10 protein-coding genes and 1 rRNA gene are annotated in these 12375 nt (G+C 65.6%); 2 read left to right on the top strand and 9 right to left on the bottom strand.

Features of this window, described 5'->3' with window-relative positions:
- Window positions 1-148: 148 nt before the first annotated feature.
- From ACTIF6_RS26700 to ACTIF6_RS26730, 7 genes are read right to left on the bottom strand one after another with little or no spacing between them, the layout of a single operon-like run.
- On the bottom strand, window positions 149-1120 hold the full coding sequence (locus tag ACTIF6_RS26700; protein WP_439590727.1) for a threonine dehydratase: 972 nt from the start codon (window positions 1118-1120) through the stop codon (window positions 149-151).
- Window positions 1113-1583, bottom strand: a complete 471-nt coding sequence (locus tag ACTIF6_RS26705) for a cupin domain-containing protein (protein WP_439590728.1) — start codon at window positions 1581-1583, stop codon at window positions 1113-1115. The genes ACTIF6_RS26700 and ACTIF6_RS26705 overlap by 8 nt, the downstream gene beginning before the upstream one ends.
- Window positions 1580-2431: a PhzF family phenazine biosynthesis protein gene (locus tag ACTIF6_RS26710; protein WP_439590729.1), complete on the bottom strand. Its 852-nt coding sequence runs from the start codon at window positions 2429-2431 to the stop codon at window positions 1580-1582. Before ACTIF6_RS26710 ends, ACTIF6_RS26705 begins: the two co-directional genes overlap by 4 nt.
- A 13-nt stretch (window positions 2432-2444) precedes the next feature.
- Entirely contained in the window at window positions 2445-3059 is a 615-nt protein-coding gene (locus ACTIF6_RS26715; protein ID WP_439590730.1) for a glutathione S-transferase family protein, read from the bottom strand.
- Between the two features lie 2 nt (window positions 3060-3061).
- Entirely contained in the window at window positions 3062-4273 is a 1212-nt protein-coding gene (locus ACTIF6_RS26720) for a PLP-dependent aminotransferase family protein (RefSeq protein WP_439590731.1), read from the bottom strand.
- Window positions 4274-4306: 33 nt separating this feature from the next.
- Window positions 4307-5209: a DMT family transporter gene (locus ACTIF6_RS26725; RefSeq protein WP_439590732.1), complete on the bottom strand. Its 903-nt coding sequence runs from the start codon at window positions 5207-5209 to the stop codon at window positions 4307-4309.
- On the bottom strand, window positions 5206-5820 hold the full coding sequence (locus tag ACTIF6_RS26730; protein WP_439590733.1) for a LysE family translocator: 615 nt from the start codon (window positions 5818-5820) through the stop codon (window positions 5206-5208). The genes ACTIF6_RS26725 and ACTIF6_RS26730 overlap by 4 nt, the downstream gene beginning before the upstream one ends.
- A 148-nt stretch (window positions 5821-5968) precedes the next feature.
- Between ACTIF6_RS26730 and ACTIF6_RS26735 the strand changes: the two genes are divergently transcribed.
- A complete protein-coding gene (locus ACTIF6_RS26735) occupies window positions 5969-7417 on the top strand; it encodes a PLP-dependent aminotransferase family protein (RefSeq protein ID WP_439590734.1) in 1449 nt (482 codons plus the stop codon).
- A gap of 9 nt (window positions 7418-7426) precedes the next feature.
- Here the strand turns inward: ACTIF6_RS26735 and ACTIF6_RS26740 are convergent, their stop codons facing one another.
- A complete protein-coding gene (locus tag ACTIF6_RS26740; RefSeq protein WP_439590735.1) occupies window positions 7427-9637 on the bottom strand; it encodes an ATP-binding protein in 2211 nt (736 codons plus the stop codon).
- Between the two features lie 47 nt (window positions 9638-9684).
- Window positions 9685-11592 carry a ribosomal protection-like ABC-F family protein gene (gene abc-f, locus ACTIF6_RS26745; RefSeq protein WP_439590736.1) on the bottom strand — a complete coding sequence of 636 codons (1908 nt, stop codon included), beginning with the start codon at window positions 11590-11592 and terminating at the stop codon, window positions 9685-9687.
- Window positions 11593-12086: 494 nt separating this feature from the next.
- Here abc-f and ACTIF6_RS26750 point away from each other — a divergent pair.
- Window positions 12087-12375 (top strand): 16S ribosomal RNA (locus ACTIF6_RS26750); the annotation flags it as partial.

A 12375-nucleotide genomic window follows, 5' to 3' on the forward strand; every position in this document is an offset into this window, starting at 1 on the left:
ACGCCCATAGAGTGGATGCCAGCGATAGAAGACTTCAACTTCTTGCCCGACATGGGCAGAATGACCCGGCGATTGCGGCTGGTGTGCGCGAGGTGGTGTTCAAGACCGATGCGGTCGAGGCTTTCTGCGAGATCGTTGCGAGGCTCGTTCAGCGGTGAACCGCCAGGACGGCGGCGAGCAAGTCGCTGTCCACATTGCCGCCGCACAAGGTGGTGCCCACCACCTGACCCTTGAGCTCGGTGCGCTCGCGCCAGGCGGCCGCAAAACTTGCGGCACCCGCGCCTTCGGCCACGTTGTGCGTGTCGGCAAACAGCATGCGCATGGCCTGCGCCACCTCGTCGTCGCTCACCTGCACGATGCGTTCCAGGTGCGGCGACAGCACATCGAGCGCGGCGGCGTCCGCCACGCGGCAGGCCATGCCGTCGGCCAGCACGGTGGTGACCGGGGCTTCCACCACGCGACCCGCCGCGAGCGAATCGGCGTAGGTGGTGGCGTGCGTGCTCACCACGCCCACCACGCGCACGCGGTGGCGCAGCGCCAGCTTGGCCGCGATGGCCGAGCATGCGCCTGAGCCCTGGCCGATGGGCACGTAGACCACGTCCAGGGTGGGCACGGCGCGCAGGAATTCCCACCAGTAGGTGCTCACGCCGCGCAGCAGGTCGGCGTGGAAGCTGGGCACCATGTGCGCGCCGCGCTCGGCAGCCAGTCGGATGGCGTGTTCGCGGCTGGCCTGGAAGTCGTCGCCGTGCTCGATCAGTGTGGCGCCGAGGGCTCGCATGGCGGCGTTCTTCTCCACCGAATTGCCTCGTGGCACGACGATCGTGCAGCCCACGCCATGCGACCGCGCGGCCCAGGCAATGCTCTGGCCGTGGTTGCCGCGCGTGGCGCTCATCACTTCCTTCGGCATGTCGCCACGCTGGCGCAACTGGTCGAAGTACGTGAGGCCTCCACGGATCTTGAACGCGCCCACCGGCGTGTGGTTCTCGTGCTTGACCCAGCAGTCGGTGCCCAGGCGCTGGCTCAACGTGGCCCAGCGGTACTGCGGGGTGGGCGCGAACTCTCGGTACACCACCCGCGCAGCGGCTTCAATGTCGGCCAGGGTGGGCAGGTGTTCACTCATACGGCCGGCCATCCTTGTGGTGGAAGCGCCAGCGGTGTCCGTTGAGCTCGGCCTCGATGTCGTCATCCGGGTAGAACGCGGTGTCGCCGCGCGTGCGGTCGCCCACCTCCAGGTAGACCACCTCCTCGGCGCTTTCGTTGATCAGGCGGTGGCCATTGCCGCTGCCGGCCTTGAATCCGGCGCAATCACCGGGGGCGAGGACGCGGCGCCCTTCGTTCGTGTGCAGGGTGGGGTGGCCCTGCAGCACGTAGATGAACTCGTCCTGCAGCGAATGCGAATGGCGCAGTGAGGAGACGGCTCCGGGTTCGAGTCGCGTGAGGTTGACGCCGAAGTTGGTGAGACCGAACAGGTCACCCAGTGGCCGTTTCTGCCGGCCCGCCATGCGCGAGGCAAAGGGCTCGGGGTAGTTCGACGGTTTGGTGCGCAGCGGTGCATCGGCTGCCCGAAGGGCGACCGGCTTCACAGCGCCACCTGTCCATTGATGCAGGTCACCGAACCGCCGCCCACCCAGATGGTTTCGCTGCCCTCGCTTTCGATGTGCACGCGCCCGGCGCGACCCATGGCCGTGCCTTGCGCCGCCACATAGCGCTCGGGTGCCAGGCCGGCACCGATCAGCCATTGGGCCAGCGCGGCGTTGAGACTGCCGGTCACCGGGTCTTCGGCCAGGCCCTGGTGGCCGCGAAAGAAAGCGCGCACCTCGAAGGCGGTGTCTGCACCGGATTCCTGCGGTGCCACCAGGCCAATTTCCATCTCGCCCAGCAAGGCGGCGTCGACCCGCACCGACAGCACCTGTTCGGCCGAGCGCAGCATCACCGCGCGCCAGGGCGGCCCGTTCTCGCACCAGGCGTGGGCCAGTACGTCGCTGCGCGCCAGGCCCAGGCCACGAGCGATGAGCGCCACGTCGGCTTCGTCCAGCGGCCCGCTTCTTCGCAATGGGGGCGCGGCAAAAGCAAGCCGATTGCCGTCGCGCCGGATGCGCACGAGACCCACCCCACATTCCTGTACCACGTATTCAGCGCGCGGCTGGCCGCCGGCCTCCAGCCACGCATGGCAGCTGCCAAGCGTGGGATGACCGGCGAACGGCAGTTCGCGGCCCGGGCAGAAGATGCGCACTCGATAGTCCGCACCGCCAGCGCGCCCTTCGTCGGTGGGTGGCAGCAGGAAGGTGCACTCAGAGAGGTTGGTCCAGTCGGTGAAGCGCTGCATCTCCTCGGTGCTCAGGTCGCCGCCGTCCAGTACCACAGCGAGCGGGTTGCCGAAGTAGGGCGTGTTGGTGAACACGTCGACTTGCTTGAAGGGGCGTTGGCGCATGGGGTTTCTCCGGTCAGGACAAAGGGAGGTCGAGCACGCCACGGCTCGCAGGCATGGCGAGCCAGCGGGCGTACCAGCGTTCGAGGTGGGGCCAGCTCGGGCGCGGCTGCGGCAGACCCCACCAGCGGTGCACCTCGCAGGCGATCGGGATGTCGGCCATGGTGAGGGCATCACCGACCATGAAGGGCTGCTTTGCAAGGTGCGCGTCGAGCAGGGCGAACAGCGGCTCCGTGGCCGCGACCGACTGCGCAATCAGCTGCGCATCGCGCCGTTCGGCGGGGGTGCGAATCCACTGCACGAAGGCCAGTCCGCCGGCGCGGTTCAACGTGGTCTGCTGCCAGTCCATCCAGCGCTCCGCGTCGAAACGCTGTTGCAAGTCCGCTGGGTAGAACCGGTTTTCCTTCGCGCACAGATAGCGCACGATGGTGTTGGACTCCCAGAGCGTGAAGTCGCCGTCCCGCAGCAGCGGCACCAGACCATTGGGGTTGAGCGCCCGGTAGTCGGGTGTGTCGACCACACCGTAGGCCATGCCGGCATCGCTGCGCGGCAGATCGAGTTCGAGCACCTGCGCGCAGAGCACGACCTTGCGCACATTGATCGAGCTCAGGCGTCCCCACAGGTGCAGCATGTTCAGCCCTGCCGCTGTTCGCGGATGGTGTGGGCCAGCGCCGCGATGCCGGTGCGGATCTGGTCGACGGTGGCTGTGACGAAGCTCAGGCGCAGCGTGCGTGCATCGGCGTGGTCGGCGTAGAACGCAGCCCCCGGCACGAAGGCCACGCCCTGATCCACCGCCTTGGGCAGCAGCTCGACGGCGTTCATGCCCTCGGGCAGACGCACCCAGAGGAACATGCCGCCATCGGGCTTGTTCCAGCGCACGTCCATACCCGCCATCTCGCGTTCCAGGCATTCGAGCATCGCCTCGCACTGGCTCTTGTAGAGCGCGCGGATGGTGGGTACGTGGCGTTCCAGAAAACCGTCCTTGAGCACCTCGGACACCATGCGCTGGTTGAAGCTGGGGCTGTGCAGGTCGGCCGCCTGCTTGGCCTGCAGGAGTTTGGGGTAGACGTTCGCGGGCGCCACCATGAAACCCAGTCGCAGACCGGGTGCCAGGATCTTGGAGAACGAGCCCAGGTAGATGCTGCCTTCGGGGTTGAGCGCGGTCAGCGGAGTGGGGGGCGGGTTGTCGAACCAGAGGTCGCCATAGGGGTTGTCTTCCACCAGCGGCAGCCCGGCGCGCGCCGCCGCGCTCACCAGGGCCTGGCGCCGTTGCAGCCCCATGCTGCGACCCGTGGGGTTCTGGAAGTTGGGCAGCACGTACAGGAAGCGCGGCGCGCGCGCGGGATCCTTTCCGATCTGCTGTTCCAGCGCGTCCACGTCCACGCCTTCGGCGTCGCTGGCCACGCCTTCGATCACCGGCTCCATGGGCGTGAAGGCCTGCAGCGCGCCGAGGTAGGTGGGCGTTTCCACCAGCAGACGGCTGCCGGCGTCGATCAGCACCTTGGCGATCAGGTCCAGGCCCTGCTGCGAACCGGTGGTGATCAGCACCTGCCCCGGATCCACCGACCATGGCAGGCTGGCCGCGACCCATTCGCGCAAGGGGCCATAGCCCTCGCTGGCGGCGTATTGCAGTGCCGCGCGACCGTCTTCGCGCAGCACGCGATCACAGGCCTCGCGCATCGCGTCCACCGGAAAAGTGGCGGGAGAGGGCAGGCCACCGGCGAAGCTGATGATGCCGGGCCGCTCGGTGACCTTGAGGATCTCGCGGATCACGGAAGGGTTCATGCGCTCGGCGCGGCGTGCCAGCGTCCAGCCGGTGGGATTTTTCAGGTCGTCGGGTTTCAAGGTTTTCTCCGTTTCTTCAGATCAGCAGGGGCGTCAGTCTGTCACGGTGGTGCGCACGGGCATGCGCTTGCCCACGAACACCGTGGCAACCACCGCCAACGCAAAGCCCAGCGTCACGAGATCAAGACGCTCGCCCAGCAGGGGCACCGCGAACAGCATGCCCAGGAAAGGTTGCACGAGTTGCACCTGGCTCACCCGCACAGTGCCACCCAGCGCCAGGCCTCGGTACCAGGCAAAGAAGCCCAGCCACATGGAGAACACCGCGGTGTAGGCGAATCCCCACCAGGCCGACGTGTTCAAGGCATGGGTGGGCCAGGTGAACAAGGTGATGGGCAGCGTGAGCGGCAGCGCGATGACCAGCGCCCAGCAGATCACGTGCTCGGCGCGCAGGCGCTGTGAGAGCTGCGCACCGTAGCCATAGCCCACGGCCGCGCAGGCCATGGCTGCCAGCAGCAGGGCGTCGGCCGGGTGCAACGAGAGACCACTCTGCCCCGAGCGCAAGACCGCAAAGCCCACCACCAGTGCACTGCCGAGCACCGCGCACCACCAGAAACCCATGGAGGGCCGCTGCCGGTGCAGCAGCGCCCCCACGGCGGCGGTGGCCAGGGGCAGCACGCCCACGATGACGGCGGCATGCACGGCTTCCACATACCGCATGGCCACCGAGGTGAACAGCGGAAAGCCGAACACCACGCCGGCGGCCGTCAAGAGCAGTGGCACAAGGTGTTCGCGAGCAGGCCAGGGCGCACGCGTGATCACCAGAAAACCGATCGACAGCACGGCGGCGACCACGGCGCGACCCAGCGCCACGAACACGCCCGACATCTGCGGCGCCTCCAGCGTGCCGACAGCCAGGCGGGTCATGGGCAGCGTGAGGGCGAAGATGGTCACACCGATCAGGCCGAGCAATAACCCCTTGTTGGTGGCGGTGTTCATACGGTGAGCATCCAGAGTGCAGTGGCTACCAGCACCAGGGCCAGCACGCGGTTGAACCACGCGAGCCGCTGGCCTTGCGAGAGCCATTGGCGCAGCATCGAGCCCATCACCGCGTAGGTGAAGTTGCTCGTGAAGGCAAAGAACACCATCACCACGCAAATGAGCGCGAGGCGTTCGCCGGGGTTGGGAGCGGGCTGGCCGGCGGCGTTCACCACCCAGCCGGCGGTGAGCGCCAGGCCCAGCATCCAGGCTTTGATGTTCAGGAACTGCAAGCCCACACCTTGAAGGAAGGTGACGTTCAACCGCGAGGCGTCGACCTCGGTCATGCGCGCTGCGCCGGCGAGCTTCCAGGCCAGCCACAACATGTAGGCCACGCCGAGCAGCTTCACGCCCCAGCGCAACGCTGGCACGCCCTGCACCAGTGCACCCAGACCCAGTCCGCACGCCAGCATGAGCAAGGTCCAGCCGGTGGGCACTGCCACGCAGAACTTCAGCGCGCCGCGCAATCCCAGGTTGGCCGCAAGCGCGGTCGACAGCGTGGTGTTCGGCCCCGGCGAAAAGCTCATGGCGGTGCAGAACAGCAGCAGGGCGGTGAGCTCGGTCGGGCTCATGGGCATCGTGGACAGCGGGTGGTTGTTGGCAGACGGAATTCAATGTAATCTTTGGATCCAGTACACGACCAGTACAGTTAGACAGCGCAGTTGCGGTGCTGTATTGGTCAACTTGTCAGTACAGGATCAGCCTCAAGGGTGCCTCAGCATGTTGATGAAGACCTCCGCACAATCCCTGACCGACCAGTTGGCGGCGCGTTTTGCAGAGCGTGTGCGCAACCGTCTGCTGGCGCCCGGTGCCCGGCTGCCATCGGTGCGCCAGTGCGCGCAGCAGCATGGCGTGAGTCCTTCCACCGTGGTCGCGGCCTACGACCAGTTGCTGGCGCAGGGTCTGGTGGAAGCGCGCAAGAACCGGGGCTTCTTCGTGCGGGAGATGGCACCGGTCCGTGCCCACGGTGCACCGGCCGAAGTCCCACGCGTGACCACCGCACTGGGTGCAGGCGCCGCGCAAAGTGTGGCGGCGCGCAGCAGTGCCTTGCCCGTGAATGCCACCGCGTTGATCCGCGGCATGTTTCACAAGGTCAGCCACAAGCCGCAGCCCGGCATGGGCGTGTTTCCGCCCGAATGGCTGGAGTCCACCTTCATGCCCGCGGCGGTGCGCAAGGTCACGGGCACGCGTGCCTTGCAGGAGTTTTCCCTGCAATACGGGGAGCCGCTGGGCGATGGCAGCCTGCGCCGCCTGTTGGCGCAGAAGCTGGCCACGCTCAACATCCAGACCAGCGCCGATCACCTCATCACCACCGTGGGAGCCACCCACGCGCTGGATATCGTCAGCCGCACGCTGTTGCGCGCGGGGGACCCGGTGATGGTGGAGGAACCCGGCTGGGCGGTGGAGTTCGCCCGCCTGGCCGCGCTGGGCATGCGCATCCTGCCGGTGCCGCGAGGCCCGGACGGTCCCGACCTGGAGGTGATGGCGCGCTACTGCGAAGCACATCAGCCCAAGCTGTATGTGAGTGTGAGCGTGTTCCACAACCCCACGGGCTACTGCCTCTCGCCCGGCAGTGCGCACCGCTTGCTGCAGCTTGCGAACCAGCACAACTTCCACATCGTCGAGGACGACACCTACAGCCACATCGCGCCCGAACACGCCACGCGCCTGACCGCGCTCGATGGCCTGCAGCGCACCATCTACGTGAGTGGATTCGCCAAGATCCTGGCGCCCAACTGGCGCATCGGCTACATGGCCGCGCCGCCGCATCTGGTGGAAGCCCTGCTCGACACCAAGCTCCTCACCACCCTGACCACGCCTGCCCTGCTGGAGAAGGCGCTGGCCCTGTGCATCGAACAGGGCCAGTTGCGCCGACACGCCGAGCGCATCCGGACGCGGCTTGACGCGGCGCGCGCGCGCAGCGTCAAGCTCGCGCTGGCGGCAGGCTGCCGGTTCGCGGCCGAACCGGTCGGTTTGTTCGGGTGGGTCGATACCGGGGTGGATACTGATGCGCTGGCCCAGCGCATGCTGGATGAGGGTTATCTGATTGCGCCCGGCGCCTTGTTTCACGCGGCGCGTGCGCCCAGCACATTGATGCGCATCAACTTTGCCACCACGCAGGACGCGGCGTTCTGGCGCGTGTTCACGCGACTGAAAGCCGGCGCCTGAAGGTCAGCCTCAGTGCCGCGTGTCGAAGAGGTCGCGGTTTTCGGGGCTGAGGAGCTCGGCCAACGCCAGATCGATTTGCCGCGCCTCGACCTGCAGCAAGGGCAGGGCGCGCGCATAAAGATGCCAGTCGCCCGAGCGCGCTGCCAACTCCAGGCCTTTGGCCAGGCGCGCACCGCGCTCGGCCGTCATGCTGCCCAAAGAGCCTTTGAGTCCATGAGCGTGTGCGATCGCAGCCATGGCGTCGCGCGTTTCCAGGGCTCGCTGCAACTCGATCTGGCGCGAAGCCAGGTCCGAACGCATGACCTGCGCCAGTTGCCGCAGCGTGTCTTCGTCGCCGTCCAGGCGACGCAGCAGCTTCTCCACATCCAGCGCTTCCAGGTGACTGGCTTCGCGCACCGGCTTGTCCAGGATCTCGGGCATGGGTGAAAGCGGCGTCAGATCCCCGGGCACGGTCGACGCCTCCGCGGGCGCTTCCTCGATCTGCAGCACGCGGTCCATTTCCTTGATCAGCGCCTGCGGGCTGACCGGCTTGGCGGTGTAGCCATCCATGCCGGATGCCAGGCAAGCCTCGCGATCGCCCGCCATGGCATTGGCAGTCACGGCCACGATGGGCGTGCGCGGCAGCCTGCGGCGCGCCTCGATCTCGCGGATATCCCGCGTGGCTTGCATGCCGCTCATGCCTGGCATCTGCACATCCATGAGGATCAGGTCGATGCCGCCCTGCTCCCATTGCGCTATCGCCTGCACGCCTCCACGCGCCACGCGCACCGTGCATCCCATGCGCAGCAGCAGCTGACGCATCATCAATTCATTGACTGGGTGGTCTTCCGCCAGCAGCACCACCAGGCCGACATAGCGCGGTCCCGCCTGCACCATGCCCAGCAACTCGGCCGAGGCGCTCAACGGGCTGGGTTCCTGTGTGCGCGCTTCGCGCAGCGGCAGCGTGAGCGTGAAGGTGCTGCCTTGCCCCAGCTCGCTCTCGAGCGCGATGTCACCACCCATGAGGCGTGCGAGCCCGGCGCAGATGGTCAGACCCAGGCCACTGCCGCCATAGCGGCGCGCGGTGGACGCGTCCGCCTGTGTGAACGCATCGAAGATGTTGTCCTGATGCTTGCGTGCAATGCCCACGCCGGTGTCGCGCACCTGCAGTTGCCATTGCTGTGGAGCGTCGCCCCTGGCTTCGGGCAGGCTGGCGCGGACCTCGACGCGTCCGCCCTTGGGGGTGAACTTGATGGCGTTGGAGAGCAGGTTGCTCAGCACCTGGCGCAAGCGGCCCGTATCGCCCAGCACCCATTGCGGCAGGGCCTCGGGCAATACGAGCTGGAAGTCCATGGGCTTGGCGCGGGCCTGCTCGGCGTAGGGTGCGCAGGCGTCTTCGATGGCCTGGCGCAGATCGAAGCGTGCGTGCTCGATCTCGAGCTTGCCGGCCTCGATGCGCGAGAGATCGAGAATGTCGTTGAGCAGTTGCAGCAGCGAGTGCGCCGAACTGTCCATCAGATCCAGCCAACCGGTCTGCTCGGCGTTCAGCGGCGAATCCATCAGCATGCGCGTGAGGCCCATGAGCGCGTTCAACGGCGTGCGCACCTCGTGGCTGATGTTGGCGAGAAATTCGCTTTTGGCCCGGCTGGCCTGCTCCGCCAGTTCGCGCGCACGCTCACTGTCCTGTTCGATGCGCTTGCGCTCACCGATGTCGGACAGCGTGCCCATCAGCCGCAATGGTTTTCCTTTGCTGTCGTGTTCGGCCACCATGCCGTGTGTTTCCACCCAGAGCCAGCCATTGGCGGTGCGCACACGGTGCTGAGCCACGGCACGCTGGATGCGGCCTTCGAGCAGCGCCATCATTTGCACTCGCAGTGGTTCGAGGTCTTCCGGATGCAGCCGCGCGCGCATGTCGGCCACCTCCCAGTAGCCGTCGGCCCCGATGTCACCCAGCAGTTCGCCCCAGCGGGCGGTGAGGAACACCTGGGTGGCGGGCAGTTGCCAGTCCCACAAGGCCAGGCCGGTCGCATCCACCGCGAGTTGCAGACGGTCGCGGGCTTCATCCAGCGCTTCTTCGGCCAGCAAGCGGCTGTTGGCCTCTCGGTGCACCGAATTGCGCAAGCGATCAAGCTCGCGATTCTGCTGTTCCAGTTCGCCCAGCAGCTTTTGCGTGCGCTCGCGCTCCTGCTGAAGCTCGTTCAGCGTGCGTTGCAGGTCAAAAGCGAGACGATCGGGCGTCATGGGCAGTATTGTGGGGTGTAGGAATGGCGTTGTGCCCATGCCGGGCCTCAAACGCCGCCGAGAGCCTCCAGTCGCTCCAGGGCCTGAAGCCACTCTTCTTCAATTTCGGCATGCCGCTGGCCAAGTTGAGCTGCCCGGGCCGGATCCTTGTGAAAAAGTTGACCGCCGGCCAGGTCCTTGTCGATCAACGCCTGCTCGGCTTCCAGGGCGGCAATGCGTTCGGGAAGCGCGTCATATTCGCGCTGCTCCTTGTAGCTGAGCTTTTTTCTCGGGCTGGGGGAAGGCTGCTTGGTCACCTCGTTGGCCAATGCAGACGGCGGCTTGGGCGCTGCGACGGCTTCTGCAGCCTCCCGATCCGATTGCAACTGGGCCGCGCGCGCCGACTGCGTCAGCCAGTCCTGCACGTCACCCACGTACTCACGCCAGCGGCCGTCGCCCTCGAACACCAGCGTACTGGTGACCACATTGTCGAGAAAGCGCCGATCGTGGCTGACCAGGAACACCGTGCCTTCGTACTGTTGCAGCAGATCTTCGAGAAGTTCCAGGGTGTCAATGTCCAGATCGTTGGTGGGTTCGTCGAGCACCAGCACGTTGGCCGGCCTGGCGAAAAGTCGTGCCAGCAACAGCCGGTTTCGCTCGCCACCTGAAAGGGTGCGCACCGGCGCGTTGGCTCGAGCCGGAGAAAACAGGAAGTCCGCCAGGTAACTCTTCACATGGGTGCGCTTGGCGCCGATCTCGATCCACTCGCTGCCCGGGCTGATGAAATCCTCCAGCGTCGCGTCCAGGTTGAGCTGCTCGCGCATCTGGTCGAAATAGGCCACGCTGAGCTTGCTGCCCTGCTTGACCGTGCCACTGTCGGGCACGAGCTCGCCCAGGATGATCTTGAGCAGGGTGGTTTTGCCGGCCCCATTGGGACCGATCAGGCCGATCTTGTCGCCGCGCAGGATGGTGGCCGAAAAATCCCGCACCACGGTGCGCAGTCCGCCGCCGGAGGTGGGAAACGCCTTGTTCACGCGCTCGAGCTCGGCCACGATCTTGCCGCTGGCATTGCCGCTCGCCACTTCCAGCTTCACGCTGCCCACGGCGTCGCGGCGCTGCGCACGCTGTTCCCGCAGGCGCTCCAGGCGGGTGATGCGCCCCTGCGCACGTGTGCGGCGCGCCTCCACACCTTTGCGGATCCAAACCTCTTCCTGCGCCAGCAACTTGTCGGCCCGCGCGCTGATCACCGCCTCCTGTGCCAACTGCTCTTCCTTGAGCACCTGATACCGCGCGAAATTGCCCGGGTAGCTCAGCAGGCGGCCGCGATCCAGTTCCACCATGCGCGTGGCCACCCGGTCCAGGAAAGCGCGGTCATGGCTGATGGTCACGACGCTGCCCTTGTATTCAAGCAGCAAGTCTTCCAGCCAGGTAATGCTGTCCAGATCCAGGTGGTTGGTCGGCTCATCTAGCAACAACACTTCTGGCCGACTTACCAGCGCCTGCGCCAGCGCCACTCGCTTCTTGTTGCCTCCTGACAGATCCCCCACCCGCACATCGCCCTCCAGATGCAGGCGGTGCAGGGTTTCCTCTACGCGTTGCTCCCAGTTCCAGGCGTCCAGCGCTTCGATTCGGTTTTGCAGCGCATCCAGATCCAGGCCATCCGCGCCGCTCAGGTACAGGTCGCGCGCCGAGCGCGCATCGGCCAGACCCACGCTCGCCGCCTCGAACACGGTGGAATCAATATTCAGCAAGGGCTCCTGTGCCACATACGTCACCCGCAGGCCGGCCTGCATCTGCAACGTGCCGTCGTCTGGCTTCTCCAGTGACGCCAGAATGCGAAGCAGGGACGACTTCCCCGTGCCATTGCGCCCGATGAGGCCAACGCGTTCCTGCGCCTCCAGCGCGAAGTCGGTGTGATCGAGCAGGGCCACATGGCCATAAGCCAGCTGCGCGTCCTGAAGAGTGATAAGTGCCATGCTGTGCCTGAGACCAAAAGACGCGCGATTATCCCAGCCACGAGTGCTGCCAGGACCGTGCACACACACCCATGCCAACGCGGCTCACGCGCAGCCATTTTTTTGCATGACCTTTGACCGAGGCGCAAAAACTGTCGTATACTGCAAGGCTTCGCTGCTCGCTACGAAGTCCTCACGGACTGTCTCAAGCAGGTGGCGAAGTTGATCGGGTAGGCTGGTCAAAAAAGCGAGTGGAAACCCTCATTTTTTTGACAACATGCCAAAAACTGTGTCATAATCTAAGGCTCCGCTGATCGCAGCGGGGTTGGGCAGATAGGGTGGCTTGAAGGCTGCTGATCTGCGGGATCATTAAAAACATACAGCCGATAAGCGTGGGCGTTTGAAGGCGATTGCGAAAACGGACCCGAAAGGGTCCAGGTCGCAAGACTTTAAACGCTCATGAGAATAGAAGTGAAGTTCACTTCAATTCCGTTTTTATGAGTAATTTCAAGATCGAACTAAAGAGTTTGATCCTGGCTCAGATTGAACGCTGGCGGCATGCTTTACACATGCAAGTCGAACGGTAACAGGCCGCAAGGTGCTGACGAGTGGCGAACGGGTGAGTAATGCATCGGAACGTGCCCAGTCGTGGGGGATAACGCAGCGAAAGCTGCGCTAATACCGCATACGATCTGTGGATGAAAGCGGGGGACCGTAAGGCCTCGCGCGATTGGAGCGGCCGATGTCAGATTAGGTAGTTGGTGGGGTAAAGGCTCACCAAGCCGACGATCTGTAGCTGGTCTG

The sequence above is a fragment of the Hydrogenophaga sp. genome, from assembly GCF_051860785.1.
Lineage (GTDB): Bacteria > Pseudomonadota > Gammaproteobacteria > Burkholderiales > Burkholderiaceae_C > Hydrogenophaga.